13 protein-coding genes are annotated in these 15,537 nt (G+C 58.6%); 5 read left to right on the plus strand and 8 right to left on the minus strand.

From position 1 onward, the window contains the following. The first annotated feature begins 339 nt into the window (after positions 1–339). A complete protein-coding gene (gene mdtD, locus HFD97_RS12320; protein WP_009088174.1) occupies positions 340–1,740 on the plus strand; it encodes a multidrug transporter subunit MdtD in 1,401 nt (466 codons plus the stop codon). Here the strand turns inward: mdtD and rbsR are convergent. The 7 genes from rbsR to HFD97_RS12355 all read right to left on the minus strand — a co-directional run bounded on the left by rbsR (position 1,737) and on the right by HFD97_RS12355 (position 8,228). Beyond that, complete coding sequence (gene rbsR / locus HFD97_RS12325) at positions 1,737–2,729, minus strand: ribose operon transcriptional repressor RbsR (RefSeq protein ID WP_009088175.1); 993 nt, start codon at positions 2,727–2,729, stop codon at positions 1,737–1,739. The genes mdtD and rbsR overlap by 4 nt on opposite strands. 4 nt (positions 2,730–2,733) lie before the next feature. After that, positions 2,734–3,663: a ribokinase gene (rbsK, locus tag HFD97_RS12330; RefSeq protein WP_167432072.1), complete on the minus strand. Its 930-nt coding sequence runs from the start codon at positions 3,661–3,663 to the stop codon at positions 2,734–2,736. A gap of 62 nt (positions 3,664–3,725) precedes the next feature. After that, entirely contained in the window at positions 3,726–4,601 is an 876-nt protein-coding gene (gene rbsB, locus HFD97_RS12335; RefSeq protein ID WP_009088177.1) for a ribose ABC transporter substrate-binding protein RbsB, read from the minus strand. A gap of 25 nt (positions 4,602–4,626) precedes the next feature. Further along, positions 4,627–5,598 carry a ribose ABC transporter permease gene (gene rbsC / locus HFD97_RS12340; RefSeq protein ID WP_009088178.1) on the minus strand — a complete coding sequence of 324 codons (972 nt, stop codon included), beginning with the start codon at positions 5,596–5,598 and terminating at the stop codon, positions 4,627–4,629. Next, a complete protein-coding gene (gene rbsA / locus HFD97_RS12345) occupies positions 5,595–7,103 on the minus strand; it encodes a ribose ABC transporter ATP-binding protein RbsA (protein WP_058957198.1) in 1,509 nt (502 codons plus the stop codon). The genes rbsC and rbsA overlap by 4 nt, the downstream gene beginning before the upstream one ends. A 7-nt stretch (positions 7,104–7,110) precedes the next feature. Then, positions 7,111–7,527 carry a D-ribose pyranase gene (rbsD, locus tag HFD97_RS12350; protein ID WP_167432071.1) on the minus strand — a complete coding sequence of 139 codons (417 nt, stop codon included), beginning with the start codon at positions 7,525–7,527 and terminating at the stop codon, positions 7,111–7,113. Between the two features lie 293 nt (positions 7,528–7,820). Further along, on the minus strand, positions 7,821–8,228 hold the full coding sequence (locus HFD97_RS12355) for a YgiW/YdeI family stress tolerance OB fold protein (RefSeq protein WP_009088181.1): 408 nt from the start codon (positions 8,226–8,228) through the stop codon (positions 7,821–7,823). Positions 8,229–8,390: 162 nt separating this feature from the next. On the opposite strand from HFD97_RS12355, the gene qseB reads away from it, so the two are divergent. Together qseB and qseC are read left to right on the plus strand one after the other, a co-directional pair. After that, a complete protein-coding gene (gene qseB / locus HFD97_RS12360; protein ID WP_009088182.1) occupies positions 8,391–9,062 on the plus strand; it encodes a quorum sensing response regulator transcription factor QseB in 672 nt (223 codons plus the stop codon). Then, a complete protein-coding gene (qseC, locus tag HFD97_RS12365) occupies positions 9,050–10,405 on the plus strand; it encodes a quorum sensing histidine kinase QseC (RefSeq protein WP_185155356.1) in 1,356 nt (451 codons plus the stop codon). Before qseB ends, qseC begins: the two co-directional genes overlap by 13 nt. A 15-nt stretch (positions 10,406–10,420) precedes the next feature. On the opposite strand, the gene kup is transcribed toward qseC, so the two are convergent. Further along, the gene (kup, locus tag HFD97_RS12370; RefSeq protein ID WP_009088184.1) at positions 10,421–12,289 is read right to left on the minus strand and encodes a low affinity potassium transporter Kup; all 1,869 of its coding nucleotides are present in this window, start codon (positions 12,287–12,289) and stop codon (positions 10,421–10,423) included. Between the two features lie 290 nt (positions 12,290–12,579). On the opposite strand from kup, the gene ravA reads away from it, so the two are divergent. Then, on the plus strand, positions 12,580–14,076 hold the full coding sequence (gene ravA / locus HFD97_RS12375) for an ATPase RavA (RefSeq protein WP_009088185.1): 1,497 nt from the start codon (positions 12,580–12,582) through the stop codon (positions 14,074–14,076). Continuing rightward, a complete protein-coding gene (viaA, locus tag HFD97_RS12380; protein WP_167432069.1) occupies positions 14,073–15,533 on the plus strand; it encodes an ATPase RavA stimulator ViaA in 1,461 nt (486 codons plus the stop codon). Before ravA ends, viaA begins: the two co-directional genes overlap by 4 nt. Positions 15,534–15,537 lie beyond the last annotated feature (4 nt).

Consider the following 15,537-nt stretch of genomic DNA (forward strand, 5'->3'; position numbering starts at 1 on the left):
GCGAGGTGGCGTATATTACGCTTTCCTCCTTCAGAGTCAACCTCTTTTTCAGAAGTTTTTCTCCGGCGGCTCAGTCTCCTGAACCTTCAACCCGTTTCCCGTTGCCGGTGTGCCGTGTCGATGGAGGCGCATTATAGGGAGTTTCCGCGGGCTGACAAGTGTTTCTTTGAATTAATTTGCTGAGCGCATCTTTTTTAAACGAACGGGTTAAAAACAGACGTTTCATGCCTGAATAACGCACAAAAACCGCCATTAAACGTTGTAAAGAGACCTGCCGTGGCGGATTGCGGGTGCTATTATTTTGCTTCTTGTCGCAGGATAACCCCAGAAGGACACTCAATGATAAGATCCGCGCGCAGCATGGCCGGTTTGCCATGGATAGCTGCCATGGCCTTTTTCATGCAGTCACTCGACGCCACCATACTGAATACTGCACTGCCCGCCATCGCCTCCAGCCTCGATCGTTCTCCCCTGGCCATGCAATCCGCCGTTATCAGCTACACCCTGACTGTTGCTATGTTGATTCCGGTCAGCGGCTGGCTTGCCGATCGTTTCGGCACGCGTAAGGTGTTTATCGTTGCCGTGTCACTGTTTACCCTTGGCTCACTGGCCTGTGCGCTTTCGCCTACGCTGTCGGTGCTGGTTATGTCACGCATCGTGCAGGGCGTCGGCGGCGCCATGATGATGCCGGTTGCCCGGCTGGCGCTGTTGCGTGCCTATCCGCGCAGTGAGCTGCTGCCGGTGCTCAACTTTGTCACCATGCCAGGATTAGTAGGTCCGATACTGGGACCGATGCTGGGCGGCGTTCTGGTCACCTACGCCACCTGGCACTGGATTTTCCTGATCAACATCCCGATAGGCATTCTCGGTATTGTCTTTGCACGCAAATATATGCCGGACTTCACCACCCCCAAACGCCGCTTCGACTTTGCAGGCTTTCTATTATTCGGGGCCGGACTGGTGATGATCTCAATCGGTATTGAGCTGTTTGGCGAGCGGATTGTCTCAGCCTGGCTGGCTGGCGGGATATTACTGGGCGGGATTGTGCTGTTGCTTCTCTATATAGTGCATGCCCGGCGTCACCCTTCACCGCTGATCAGCCTGCCGATGTTTAAAACCCGCACCTTCTCAGTCGGCATCGGTGGTAACATCGCGTCACGTCTCGGCACGGGCTGCGTGCCCTTTTTAATGCCACTGATGTTGCAGGTCGGTTTTGGCTATTCAGCGATTATCGCAGGCTGCATGATGGCTCCCACCGCGATTGGCTCTATCCTGGCGAAATCCACGGTGACCCAGCTGCTGCGCTGGCTGGGATACCGCCGCCTGCTGGTCGGCATTACCGCCATCATTGGCATTCTGATCGCCAGCTTCTCCCTGCAGTCGCCTGCTGAGAGCATTATTGTGCTGTTACTGCCGCTGTTTATTCTCGGCATGGCCATGTCGACACAGTTCACTGCCATGAACACGATCACGCTGGCCGATCTGGATGATGACAACGCCAGCGGCGGCAACAGCGTGCTGGCCGTGACGCAACAGTTAGCGATCAGTTTTGGTGTGGCCGTCAGCGCCGCGGTACTGCGCTTCTATCAGGAGTTTGAAACCAGCACCATTTCACAGTTTCACGCCACGTTTCTGACCATGGGCGTGATAACCGTCTTCTCCGGGCTGACCTTTATGCTGCTGAAAAACGGGGATGGACGTAACCTGATCACCAATCGCGACAGGAAGAAAAAGGCTTAAGCCGACCCACGCACCACAAGTTCCGGCGTCAGCACCAGCGTCTGCTGGCTGGCGTCGGGATCGCTGAGACGATGGATTAAGGTGTCTATCGCCAGTTCGCCCAGGGCATCTTTTGGCTGATGAACGGTACTCAGTGGCGGAGAAAGATAACGCGCCAGTTCGATATCGTCATAGCCCATGACCGCCATCTGCTGTGGAACCTGCAGTCCCGCCTGATAGAGCGCATGGTAAACGCCGACCGCCATGGCGTCGTTGCTGGTGAACACCGCATCCGGTGGCGTGTCCAGTGCCAGCAGCTCTACCATCCCGTTGTAACCGCCCTGAAATTCAAAGTCACCGCTCACCACGTAGCCCGGCAGAATCTCAAGGCCGCTTTTTGTCATGGCGTTGCGATACCCCTGCAGACGCATGCGGGCCGGGGTCTTATCCTGCGGGCCGGCGATGCAGGCGATGCGGGTATAGCCGCTGTCGATAAGATGCTGAGTTGCCAGTTCGCCTCCCAGCAGGGCGTTATCCTGAATAATGTCACCACGCCCTTCAAATGGCGCCCAGTCCATCATGACGGCCGGGATAGAGGGATAGCGATTCAGAATGTCTGCGGAAGGGAGGTGACTTTCGGTGCACATAATCAGTAAGCCATCGACGCGCTTTTGCATCAGCGTCTCAAGGCTGCGGTTCATCCGCTCCTCATCCCCGGCGGTGTTACAGAGGATCAGGCTGTAGCCACGCTGATAGCAGCTCTCTTCGACGCCCCGCACCACCTCCGCATAGAACGGGTTACTACTGGTGGTCAGCAGCATGCCTATCGTGTGGGTCTGGTTGATCTTCAGACTGCGCGCCAGTGCCGAGGGGGCGTAATTCAGATGACGTATCGCCTGCTCGACTTTTTCCCGCACGCCTTCACTGACAAAGCGATTGTTGTTGATGACGTGCGAGACGGTGGAGGTAGAGACGCCCGCCAGGCGAGCGACATCTTTCATGGTACTCAAGCGCTTAGCCCTGCTGCTGCAAAAATTCATCGATCTCCGCGCGCCACGGCACGGAGGGCTGTGCACCCGAGCGGGTCACGGCAATCGCGGCAGCGGCGTGGGCAAATCGTACGGCCTCACAGATTGGCTTCTGCTCCAGTCGTGCGGTAATAAACGCACCATTAAAGGTATCGCCCGCCGCGATAGTATCGATCGCCTTCACGCTGAAGCCTGCAATGCGCTGGCCCTCACCCTGCTCGCTCAGCCAGACGCCGCGGCGCCCCAGCGTAATCAACACCGTGCTGATGCCCTTTGCATGTAACACTGCCGCGGCGCGGGCAGCATCTTCATCGCTGTTGACGGCGATGCCGGTCAGGCTCTCCGCTTCGGTCTCATTCGGCGTAATAATGTCAACCAGCGCCAGCAGGTCGTCAGAGAGCGGGGTGGCCGGGGCCGGATTGAGAATCACCTGGGTCTGATGCTGTCGGGCAAACGTAGCCGCGGCCAGTACGCTCTCCAGCGGTGACTCCAGCTGCATAAGAAGCGCATCGGCTGCAGCGATGACCGGCTGATGACGCGCCACGCAGGCAGGCGTTAACGCCGCGTTGGCACCGGCGTAGATACCGATACTGTTTTCGCCGTCACCGTTAACGAAAATCATCGCCACGCCGGTGGACTCACCCGCAACCACTTCAACCGGGGTGGTATCAATATTGTCCTGCGCCAGTTGCTGACGAATCCGTTCACCCATGTCGTCCGCGCCCACACAGGCGATAAAGGCGATATCGGCGCCTGCGCGACCGGCGGCAACCGCCTGATTCGCACCTTTACCGCCAAACGCAATCTGATAATTCTGCCCGATCACCGTTTCACCGGGACGAGGAAAGTGCGCCAGATTAAGGATGTGGTCAGCGTTAATGCTGCCAAGAACGGCCAGTTTTGCGTTTTTGCTCATTAGGGGAGTCCGGAATAAGTGCGCCACCGGAAGGGTGGCGCGGTGCCCTGCTTTTCTTTGAGTTATTGAGTGACCAGCTTCAGGTCGACCGGATTGATCGCCTGCACTTTTTCACCCTTCAGCACTTTATCAGCGGTATCCACGCCGATCATGCCAATTTTGTCCGGCATCTGTGCCACGGTCGCGGACAGTTTGCCACTTTCTACCGCTTTCACGCCATCCGCCGTGCCGTCAAAACCGACCACGATCACACCGGTTTTACCGGCGGTCTGCAGCGCGCGCAGAGCACCCAGAGCCATTTCATCGTTCTGCGCGAAGACGGCCTGCACATCCGGGTGGGCCTGCAGCAGGTTCTGCATAACGTTCAGCCCTTTGGTGCGGTCAAAGTCAGCGGGCTGGCTGGCGAGGATCTGGAACTTATGCGCATCGGCAGCCTGTTTGAAACCTTCGCCACGTTCACGGGCCGCGGAGGTCCCGGCAATGCCCTGCAGCTCAATAATTTTCGCGTTTTCACCGACTTTTTTGGCGATGAAGTCACCGGCCATTTTACCGCCGAACCGGTTATCGGAGGCGACATGGCTGACAACTTTGCCCTGTGACGCGACGCGATCCAGTGTGATGACCGGGATGTTCGCCTGATTAGCCATCTTCACGGCATTGCCTACAGCATCCGAGTCGGTAGGGTTGATCAGCAGCAGTTTAGTGCCGCGCACCGTCAGATCCTGCACGTTTGCCAGCTCTTTCGCCGGATTGTTTTGTGAATCCAGCACCACCAGGTTGTAGCCCAGCTTATCAGCTTCTTTCTGCGCCCCCTCTTTCAGCGAAACGAAGAAGGGGTTATTCAGGGTCGAAACCACCAGGGCGATGGTCTCTTTTGCCATGGCGCTGGTACTGAGGGTTGCGCCAAGGATGATGGCCAGTGCGGTTAACTTTTTCATCTTATTATCCTGTGTAAGGTCAGAGTTATTTACTGCTTTTATTATCCACCAGCACCGCCAGCAGGATGACTACCGCTTTAACGATCATCTGGTAGTAAGAAGAGACGCCCATCAGGTTCAGGCCGTTATTCAGGAAGCCGAGGATCAGCGCACCGATCAGCGTGCCGAAAATACGCCCTTTACCGCCCGCCAGACTGGTGCCACCCAGTACCACCGCGGCAATCGCATCCAGCTCATAGCCGGTGCCCGCAGTAGGCTGTGCCGAAGAGAGACGGGCCACTTCAATCGTGCCCGCCAGCGCCGCCAGCATGCCACTCAGTGAATAGACGATGATTTTGACGCGATTTACATTGATGCCGGAGAGACGGGTAGCCGCTTCGTTACCGCCCAGCGCATAGATATAACGGCCCAGGCGGGTATGCTGCAGCATGTACCAGGCGGCGATAAAGACCAGCGCCATCAGCCAGACCGGTGCAGGCACACCCAGCGGGCGACCAATACCAAACCAGCCCAGCAAATCGGCATTGGCGCTGAATCCGGTGTTAATCGGGCTGCCGTCGGTATAGACCATGGTAACGCCGCGTAACAGCAGCATCATGACCAGCGTGGCAATAAACGCCTGTACCCTGCCGCGCGCCACGATGGTGCCGGTCAGGGCACCGATTGCCGCCCCCAGCGCCAGCGAGGCCGCCACCGCCACCAGGGCATTGACCTCCATACCCACCAGCGACGCGCCTACCGCACCGGTCAGTGCCAGCAGCGATCCCACAGAGAGGTCGATACCGGAAGTCAGGATCACCAGCGTCATCCCGACCGCCATAATGGCATTCACCGAGGTCTGCTGCAGGATGTTGAACAGGTTCGCGACGGTAAAGAAGTTCGGACTCTGACTGGCGACCACGGCGATCAGCACCATCAGCGCAATCAGCGACTTCTGCTCCAGTAACCAGCTTTTGCTAAACCAGCGGCGGCTGGCAGGTAACGTTTGGGTTGTCATACCACTAAATCCTCGCTGTGTTGCTTGCCTACGGCGGCGGCCATCAGACGTTCCTGAGTGGCGTCTTCCCGGGAAAATTCGCCGCTGATACGGCCTTCATGCATCACCAGAATCCGGTCGCTCATGCCCAGCACTTCCGGCATTTCCGAGGAAACGAGGATGATGCTCAGCCCTTCGGCCTTGAACTGGTTAATCAGTTGATAAATCTCTTTCTTCGCGCCGACATCCACACCGCGGGTCGGTTCGTCCAGAATCAGTACGTTGGGCCGGGTCATCAGTCCGCGGGCAATCGCCACTTTCTGCTGGTTACCCCCGGAAAGCAGGCCAATCGGCTGCTCCATTGAGGGCGTTTTCACATTGAACAGCCGGATAAAATCGCCGACCGCCAGCTGCTCTGCCGCGTGCTTCAGTGACCCGCTGCCGCGACTGAAATAACGTAACGCCGTCAGCGACATGTTCTCTTTTACCGACATGCCCAGCACCAGGCCGTCGCGCTTACGATCCTCGGAGATATAGACGATGCCGTTAGCCAGCCCATCCTGGGGCGAACGCGTTACCACTTCGCGGCCGCTGAGCCACAGCTTGCCTTCGTGGCGCGGCAGCGCGCCGTAAAGCACCTTCATCAGTTCGGTACGGCCCGCGCCCATCAGGCCGGAGATACCCAGAATTTCGCCTTTGCGCAGGCTGAAGCTGACCTTATCCACGCCCGGTCCGCTGACGTTTTCCACTTTCAGTCGCACGTCGCCGGGCGCCTGATCCAGACGGGGATATTGATCTTCCAGTTTGCGCCCGACCATCATCTCGATCAGGCTCTCTTCGGTCAGCGCGCTGACCGGACGCTCCGCAATAAACTGCCCGTCGCGGAACACCGTGACGTCATCGCAGATCTCAAAGATCTCTTTCATGCGATGCGAGATGTAGACGATGCCGCAGCCCTGCGCTTTCAGCTCATTGATCACCCGGAACAGCGACAGCGTTTCGGTGTCAGTCAGCGCGTCGGTCGGCTCATCCATGATGATCACCTGCGATTCAAAGCTCAGCACTTTGGCGATTTCGACCATTTGCTGATCGCCAATCGACAGCTCGCCCACCAGCTTGTGGCTGCTGAAGCGCAGATTGAGGCGTTTGAGCAGCGCGTCGGCTTCGGCATACATGCGTTGCCACTGAATGCGGCCAAACCGGCTGACATATTCGCGACCAAGAAAAATGTTCTCCGCCACGGTTAACTGCGGGATCAGGTTCAGTTCCTGATGGATGATGCCAATGCCCGCTTCCTGCGACGCTTTCGGCCCACTGAAGCGGGTCTCTTTGCCGAGCCAGCGCAGCGTACCGGCATCATACTGGTAGATCCCGGTCAGAACTTTCATCATGGTGGACTTGCCTGCGCCGTTCTCTCCGACCAGCGCCATCACGCGACCTGCGCGGACATTCAGCGAGGCACCCTTAAGGGCTTTCACCCCCGGAAAGGATTTTTCAATGCCGTCGAGTTGCAGTAAAGGTTGCATAGCGGCCTCAGAAGGTCACACCGGCGCTGAGGATGACATTGGCAAACGGAGAGCACTCCCCGCTGCGAATGACCGCCTGGCTACGCTGCGTGTGTTGTTTGAACTGTTCATGCGAGAGGTAGCGGATGGTGATGACGTTCCCCTGCTGCTGCAGGGCTTCGAGTGCGGCAATCAGCGCACGGTGAAGAGGCGGATTGTGCTGCTGAATCTCCTCCGCAATCAGGGCGCTTTCTACCTGCATCTCCAGGGCAACCGCATTCACCACCTGCATAAAATCGGGCGTACCCGGCGTGAGCGCCAGATCAATACGCTGCGGACCGGCCGGAATCGGCAGGCCAGCATCCGCAATCGTCAGCGTATCCGTGTGTCCCAGGCGGGCAATCACATGAGAGAGTTCAGCGTTTAACAGGCGACCTTTTTTCATCTTTTCACTCCACAGCGAAACGTTTCGCTGACAGGAGTGTATGAAATGCCGCCTTCAACTCAACCGGCAAAGAAGAAATCTGTGATCGCTATCGAAACGTTTCGCTTACGCGGGCGAGAATTTGAATTAGGGCAGGAGAGGGGCTGAAAAAAGGATCGTGAAGGCAGTCTCAGGCGGCTGGCAAACTTAACGCCGGAAAAAACGGGCAGCAAGGGTTCAGCACCAGACAGAGAGGAGATGGACAGAGGAGGAAAGCGTCCCGCGCCGGGAGAGGCGCGGGCCTGAAAAAAAGATTAAGGCAGTTTCTTAACCTGTTTGACGTCCATCTCAATGCTGTTGAAATCTTTATCCAGCTCACCCGTCAGCTCAACATTGTCTTTCGGTGAGATGGTCTGGCCGTTCCAGTGCTTGTGGTCGATTTCAACTTTCATCGTGCCGGTCTGGTCGCGGAACAGATAATCTTCATCGCCGATCTGTTTCTCCAGCTTGCCGCGCACGGTGATCCAGCTGTCATCTTTCATCTCTTCCGCCTGCTTCACCGTCACCACACTGGTCTGGTCGGCACGAAAACCGCCCTGGCCAGCGGCAGCCTTCGTCTGTGCGGCGGGTGCACTGGGATCAACAAATCCGCCCTGCTGTGCAGCAAAAACCGGCGCGGAAGCCAGCATAACGACGGTCAGAATAGCAGCGTGCTTTTTCATGGTGTACCCCTTTTTTAGTGGTCGGTCCGGGTTGAACAGGCCCAGTTGACCACAGAGTTCTTAACAGCTTCTTAAGCATTAAAAATAGACGATATTTGCCGGAATCAGCTGTACAACCAGGAGGTGGCTTCGTATAAAACGCTATCGGAACAGGGAGACATCATGCGTATTTTACTGATTGAAGACGATCGCTTAATTGGTGACGGTATTAAGGCAGGGCTGAGCAGGCTGGGCTTCAGCGTTGACTGGTTTACCTCCGGTGAGGCGGGCTTTAACGCGCTGGACGCGGCCCCCTGGGATGCGGTGATTCTGGATCTCTCTCTGCCCGAACGCGACGGGCTCGATATTCTGCGACAGTGGCGGCAGCAGGGCAAAGATGTTCCGGTGTTAATCCTGACCGCGCGCGATGCGCTCGATCAGCGGGTCGAAGGGCTGCAGCAGGGCGCCGATGACTATCTGTGTAAACCTTTTGCCCTGACCGAGGTGGCCGCGCGCCTGCAGGCGTTGATTCGCCGCCGGCACGGCCAGCTTCAGCCTGAACTTCGTCACGGCAATGTGGTGCTGATCCCCGGCGGTCACAGCGTGATGCGCGAGGGCGAAACCATTGCGCTGAAAAGCCGGGAGCTGGCGCTGCTGGAGCTGTTTATGCGAAATCCTGGCCGGGTGCTGACGCGCAGCCAGCTGGAGGAGAAGCTCTACAGCTGGGATGCCGATGTCTCCAGCAATGCGGTGGAGGTGCATATCCATCATCTGCGTAAAAAGCTGGGCAGCCAGTTCATCCGCACGCTGCACGGCGTCGGCTATACCCTGGGAGCCGCCGAATGCGATCAATGAGCCTGTTTCTGCGGCTTGGCATCGGTTTTGTACTGCTGGTCGCTCTCTGCTGGGTCAGTGCCAGCCTCAGTGCCTGGCATCAGACGCGTGAAACCCTGGATGAACTCTTCGATACCCAGCAGATGCTGCTGGCAAAGCGTCTGCTGACACTGGATTTTTCGGCGCTGGAGAACACCACGCTGCCAAAAACCAAAGCGATCCTGCGCCACCATCGCGGCGAACAGGATGACGACGCCCTGGCGTTTGCCGTCTTCACGCATGACGGCAGGCAGGTGATGAACGATGGGGATAATGGCCGCTATCTGCCGTTCGACGCAGCGTCTCAGGGATTCCATGAAGGTCAGCTCACGAATGATGATGATCGCTGGCGGTTTGTCTGGCTCACCACTCCCGACAAGCAGTTTCGCGTGGTGGTCGGCCAGGAGCTGGAATACCGGGATGACATGACGCAGGACGTGATGAAAGCGAGCGTGTTGCCCTGGTTGATCGCGCTGCCGTTTATGTTGCTGCTGCTGATGGGGCTGGTCTGGTCTGAACTGCGCCCGCTGAAGAGGCTGGCGAAGCAGCTGGCGCAGCGCGCGCCCGATGATGATACGCCGATGCAGGCCGGGCGGGTGCCGAAAGAGGTCCAGCCGCTGATGATGGCGCTGAATGGCCTCTTCCGCCGCATCAGCGCCATGATGCAGCGCGAACGGCGCTTTACCGCCGACGCGGCGCACGAGCTGCGCAGTCCGCTGGCTGCACTGCAGGTGCAAAGCGAGGTCATTCAGCTGACGGCGGATGATGAGGTGATGCGCACCCATGCGCTGCAGCAGCTGGATGCGGGGATCCTGCGCGCCACGCGGCTGGTGGATCAGCTGCTGACGCTCTCGCGGGTGGAAGCCGACGATGCGCGCAGTGCCTTTGGGCCGGTGGCGCTGAAGCGCACGGTTCAGGAGACACTGGCCGCCCAGCTGCCGCTGGCAGATAAAGCGGGCGTGACGCTGCGGCTGCATGCCGACGCCGATCCGCAGATTCAGGGGCATGCGCTGCTGCTGTCACTGCTGGTGCGTAATCTGCTGGATAACGCCATTCGTTATACGCCAGCAGGCAGTGAAGTTGATGTGCGGTTACAGGCGAACAGCCTGGCGGTGGAGGATAACGGCGAGGGATTGAGTGAAGCCGACCGCCAGCGTCTTGGTGAACGTTTCTGGCGACCGCCCGGTCAGGAGAAGAGTGGCAGCGGACTGGGACTCTCGATTGTGCGTAATATTGCCCAGCTGCACGGGATGCAGGTGAGCTTCAGCCAGCGTCCCGGCAGCGGCCTGTGCGTTACGCTGCGCTGGTCCGCGCCCACCCCGTAAGGCGGGCGCGACCCGTCAAATCTCGACCTGGGTGCCCAGCTCGATAACCCGGTTTGGCGGGATCTCGAACTGGTCTGGTGCGCGCAGTGCGTTGCGCTGCAGCGCCAGGAAGAGTTTGCCGCGCAGGCGCAGATACCAGGGGCGTTTGCCGATGATCAGCGACTCGTGCGACATAAAGAACGACGTCTCCATCATGCGGCAGTTCAGTCCTTCCAGTCCGCAGCGATGGAAAATCTCCTCAACGTTAGGCGTTTCACGCCAGCCGTAACTGGCGACCACCCGCCAGAAGGTCGGTGAGAGCTGCTCAATCGTCACACGCCGCACGTTGTGAACGTAGGGCGCATCTTCCGTTCTCAGCGTCAGCAGCACCACGCGCTCATGCAATACCTTGTTGTGCTTGAGGTTATGCAGCATGGCGAACGGAATCACATTCAGCGCACGCGACATATAGACCGCGGTGCCCGGCACGCGAACCGGCGGCGATTTCTCCAGCGAGGCGATCATCGCCTCCAGGGAGTTACCGTGCTCATGCATGCGACGCAGCAGGCGGAAACGCTCGCTTTTCCACGTCGTCATAATGATAAACATCACCAGACCGAGGCAGAGTGGCAGCCAGCCACCGGAGAAGATTTTCACCAGGTTGGCGGTAAACAGCGGCACGTCGATAAAGAGCAGCAGCACCAGGATGAGGCCGACGGCCAGCTTTTGCCAGTGCCAGTTTTTAATGGCCACGGTGCAGACGAGGATCGAGGTCAGGACCATGGTGCCGGTCACGGCGATACCGTAGGCCGCCGCCAGGTTACTCGAATGCTCAAAACTGATAATCACAATCAGCACGGCGAAATAGAGCACCCAGTTGATGGCCGGAATATAGATCTGACCCGATTCGCGCTCAGAGGTGTGGATGATACGCATCCCTGGCAGATAGCCCAGTCGCACCGCCTGACGCGTCAGCGAGAAGACGCCAGAGATAACCGCCTGTGAGGCGATCACGGTGGCCAGCGTCGCCAGAATCAGCATCGGGATCAGCGCCCAGTCCGGGGCCAGCAGAAAGAAGGGGTTTTTAATCGCTTTCGGATCGCTGAGCAGTAGCGCGCCCTGACCAAAGTAGTTCAGCACCAGCGACGGCAGCACCACCGAGAACCAGGCCAGCCGGATCGGCACTTTGCCGAAGTGGCCCATATCCGCATAGAGTGCCTCCACGCCGGTAATCGCCAGCACGACGGCACCCAGCGCGAAGAACGAGACCGACTTGTAGTGCAGGAAGAACTCAATGGCATAGGCAGGATTGAGGGCGTGCAGCACTTCCGGGTTTTTCATGATGCCGCAGGCCCCCAGGACCGCCAGCACCAGGAACCAGATCAGCATTACGGGCGCGAACAGTTTGCCCACCATACCGGTGCCATGTTTCTGAATCACAAACAGCAGCGTCAGCACCGCAATCGACATCGGCACAATAAAAGGATCCAGTGACGGCGCGGCAATCTCCAGGCCCTCAATCGCGGACATCACCGAAATGGCTGGAGTGATCACCACCTCGCCATAGAAGAAGCTGCCGCCAATCAGTCCCATGATCACCAGCACCGCCGTGGCGCGCGCACCGGTGTGGCGGCCCGCCAGCGACATCAGGGTCAGAATACCGCCCTCTCCGGCGTTGTCGGCGCGCATCACATAACTGATATATTTGAGTGAGACCACCAGCACCAGCAGCCAGAAAATCAGCGACAGAAAGCCAAACACTGCTTCCCGTTCGACGCCGAAACCAAACTGTCCGGAGAGACATTCACGCAGGGTATAGAGCGGACTGGTGCCGATATCCCCGTAAACAACACCAATCGCGGCCAGCGTTAATCCGGGAAGGGACTGCTTATTATCTGAGCTCATAGAGTTATCTTTTGTTGGAGTCTGAGAGGCGCAAACACCCCTCGCTCAGGCCATCAAAAAGCGCACAGTATGCACGTATTGGTGAAAATTCCTATACCCGCTTCGCCTTGCTCGCCGGATAACGGGGGCGCTTCAGGCGGTAAAATGTCAGTGGATACCGCGTGATAGCAGGCAAACCTTCTGATACAAAAAAGCTGACAGCTATCAACGCTTTCACGCATGATGATCTATAGAGTAAGGCGCTTGCTTAAGCGCGGCGGCCCGTCGATCGTAAGGACATTGAAGTGATTATGGCTCAACCCCATCTTTTGGCAGAAAGAATTTCTCGCCTGAGCAATGCGTTAGAAAAAGGATTGTATGAGCGGCATCATGCCATTCGCCTTTGCCTGCTGGCGGCGCTGAGCGGTGAAAGCGTGTTCCTGCTGGGCCCGCCCGGCATCGCCAAGAGCCTGATAGCACGCCGCCTCAAATATGCCTTTCAGCACGCCCGCGCCTTTGAATATCTGATGACCCGTTTCTCGACGCCGGAAGAGGTGTTTGGCCCGCTCTCCATTCAGGCGCTGAAGGATGAAGGGCGCTATCAGCGCCTCACTAAAGGGTATCTGCCCGACGCAGAGATTGTTTTTCTGGATGAGATCTGGAAAGCCGGCCCGGCGATTCTGAATACCCTGCTGACCGCCATCAACGAACGCCGCTTCCGCAATGGTGACAGCGAAGAGACCATCCCGATGCGTCTGCTGGTCACCGCCTCCAATGAACTCCCGGAAGCGGACAGCGGTCTCGAGGCGCTCTATGACCGGATGCTGATCCGCCTGTGGCTGGATAACGTGCATGAGAAGCAGAACTTCCGCAGCATGCTGACTCACCAGCAGGATGAACACGCCAATCCGGTGGCGGAATCTCTGCGCATCAGTGATGAGGAGTATGCGCAGTGGCAGCTCAGCATCAGCCAGGTGGGGCTGCCGGATGCCGTTTTCGAGCTGATCTATCAGCTGCGTCAGCAGCTGGAGAGCCAGCCTGCCGCCCCCTACATTTCCGATCGTCGCTGGAAAAAAGCCATTCACCTGTTACAGGCCAGCGCCTTTTACAGCGGACGCAGCGCGATTGCGCCGATAGACCTGATCCTGCTGAAAGATTGCCTCTGGCACGACGTGGCGTCCATGCAGCTACTGGAACGCGAAATCGACCAGCTGATGACACAACACGCCTGGCAGCAGCAGCCGATGCTGCTGAAACTGCATCAGATCAAAGCCCGTCGTCTGGCGCTGCAGCAACAGCAGAGCGTGGCGCAGGCCATCACGCTGGAGAAGCACAGCGGTATGTTCAGCCGCAAGCCGCACTACGATATGCCCGAAAGCCTCACCGACGAGCAGCTGACACTGATGCTGCAAAAGCCGCTGATGCTGCACGATATGCAGGTTACTCACCTGGTCATCGCGCGTGATGCGCTGAACCAGTGGCTGCAGAAAGGGGGCGAGGTACGCGGCAAGCTCAACGGCATCGGCTTTGCTCAGAGCCTGGATCTTCAGGTGGATGCGCAGCACTGCCTGGCGATCCGCGATGTCAGCCTGCAGTCGTCGCGGCTGACCTTGCCCGGCGTCAGCAACAGCGAGCCGCTGCCCGGTGAGATTACGGAGGCGCTGGATGCACTGGAGAGTGAACTGCGCACCCAGCGGCATCTCTTCAGTCAGCATCAGCGCTGCCTGTTTATCAGCGACGACTGGCTGGCGCGGGTCGAAACCAGCCTGCAGGATGTGGCAGAGCAGCTGAAACAGGCGCGTAAATGATCTCCGTGGAGACGCTCAGCACCCTGCTCTCGGTGGGTGAGACCGAACTGATTGAAGAGCTGATCGTCGCCCTGCTGGCCTCCCCACAGCTTGCGCTGTTTTTTGAAAAGTTTCCCGGGCTGAAAAAAGCGCTGCTGCGCGATGTGCCGCGCTGGCGGGCCGAGATCAACGCGGAACTCAAAGCCACCCCGGTTCCGGCCACGCTGGCAGAGGAGTTTCAGCTCTTTCAGCGGGTTCAGCTCCTCAGCGATCGTGAATTCATCCACCAGCTGGATGCGACGCTTCAGGCGCTGCAAAGCCTGCCTTCGCCCTTCCTGGATGAAGCGAACCGGCTGTTGCAGCACACCGATATCCACCATCTCAGCAGCGCGCAGCACCAGCTTTTTCTGCAGCGCTGGCGGCTGAGTCTGACCTTACAGACCCTGACCCTGAATCAGCAGCTGCTGGAGCAGCAGCGCGAACGCCTGCTGGCGGAGCTGCAGCAGCGCATGGCGCTGAGCGGTCAGCTGGCCCCGATCCTGGGGGACGATGATGAAGCGGCGGCAGGCCGGTTATGGGACATGAGCAAAGCGTCACTGCAGCCCGGCGACTATCAGCTGATGCTGCAATATGGTGAGTTTCTCGCGCAGCAACCGGAGCTGCTGAAGCTGGCACAGCAGCTGGGCCGCAGTCGGGAGGCTAAATCGGTGCCGTCACAGGATGCCCCGATGGAGGCCTTTCACCATCTGGTGCAGGAGCCCGCGTCCGTGCCGGAAGAGGTGAGCGGCATTCATCAGAGCGATGACGTGCTGCGTCTGCTGCCGCCGGAGTTAGCCGCGCTGAGCATCAGCGAACTGGAGCTGGAGTTTTACCGGCGCCTGGTTGAGAAACGGCTGCTGACCTACCGTCTGCAGGGCGAGGCCTGGCACGAAAAAGTGACGATGCGGCCGGCCAGCCATCAGCAGCATGAGGAGCAGCCCCGCGGGCCGTTCATCGTCTGCGTGGATACCTCCGGCTCCATGGGGGGCTTCAACGAGCGCTGCGCAAAAGCGTTTTGTCTGGCGCTGCTGAAAGTCGCGCTGGCCGACCGGCGTCGCTGCTACATCATGCTGTTTGCCCATGAAGTCATCGGCTACGAGCTGACCGGGGAAGATGGGCTGGAACAGGCGATTCGCTTTCTCAGCCAGCGCTTTCGTGGCGGCACCGATCTGGCCGCCTGCCTCTCCTCGGTGGTGAACCGGATGGAGGGCGCACTGTGGCAGGAAGCGGATGCGGTCATCGTCTCCGATTTCATCGCCCAGCGTCTGCCGGAAGAGGTGATCGGGGCGATAAAACAGCGCCAGCGACACAATCAGCAACGTTTTCACGCGGTGGCCATGTCGGCCCACGGGAAACCCGGTATTCTGCGCATCTTCGACCATATCTGGCGTTTCGATACCGGCATGAAAAGCCGCCTTCTGCGCCACTGGCGCCGTTAAGTCA

The sequence above is a fragment of the Pantoea sp. EKM103V genome, from assembly GCF_011800365.1.
Classification (GTDB): Bacteria; Pseudomonadota; Gammaproteobacteria; order Enterobacterales; family Enterobacteriaceae; genus Pantoea; species Pantoea anthophila.

Excerpts from the sequence above, each read along its gene's own strand:
- mdtD (WP_009088174.1), top strand. The coding sequence starts at position 340 with ATGATAAGATCCGCGCGCAGCATGGCCGGTTTGCCATGGATAGCTGCC.
- rbsK (WP_167432072.1), bottom strand. The coding sequence starts at position 3,663 with ATGAGCAAAAACGCAAAACTGGCCGTTCTTGGCAGCATTAACGCTGAC.
- rbsB (WP_009088177.1), bottom strand. The coding sequence starts at position 4,601 with ATGAAAAAGTTAACCGCACTGGCCATCATCCTTGGCGCAACCCTCAGT.
- rbsC (WP_009088178.1), bottom strand. The coding sequence starts at position 5,598 with ATGACAACCCAAACGTTACCTGCCAGCCGCCGCTGGTTTAGCAAAAGC.
- rbsA (WP_058957198.1), bottom strand. The coding sequence starts at position 7,103 with ATGCAACCTTTACTGCAACTCGACGGCATTGAAAAATCCTTTCCGGGG.
- rbsD (WP_167432071.1), bottom strand. The coding sequence starts at position 7,527 with ATGAAAAAAGGTCGCCTGTTAAACGCTGAACTCTCTCATGTGATTGCC.
- HFD97_RS12355 (WP_009088181.1), bottom strand. The coding sequence starts at position 8,228 with ATGAAAAAGCACGCTGCTATTCTGACCGTCGTTATGCTGGCTTCCGCG.
- qseB (WP_009088182.1), top strand. The coding sequence starts at position 8,391 with ATGCGTATTTTACTGATTGAAGACGATCGCTTAATTGGTGACGGTATT.
- qseC (WP_185155356.1), top strand. The coding sequence starts at position 9,050 with ATGCGATCAATGAGCCTGTTTCTGCGGCTTGGCATCGGTTTTGTACTG.
- kup (WP_009088184.1), bottom strand. The coding sequence starts at position 12,289 with ATGAGCTCAGATAATAAGCAGTCCCTTCCCGGATTAACGCTGGCCGCG.
- ravA (WP_009088185.1), top strand. The coding sequence starts at position 12,580 with ATGGCTCAACCCCATCTTTTGGCAGAAAGAATTTCTCGCCTGAGCAAT.
- viaA (WP_167432069.1), top strand. The coding sequence starts at position 14,073 with ATGATCTCCGTGGAGACGCTCAGCACCCTGCTCTCGGTGGGTGAGACC.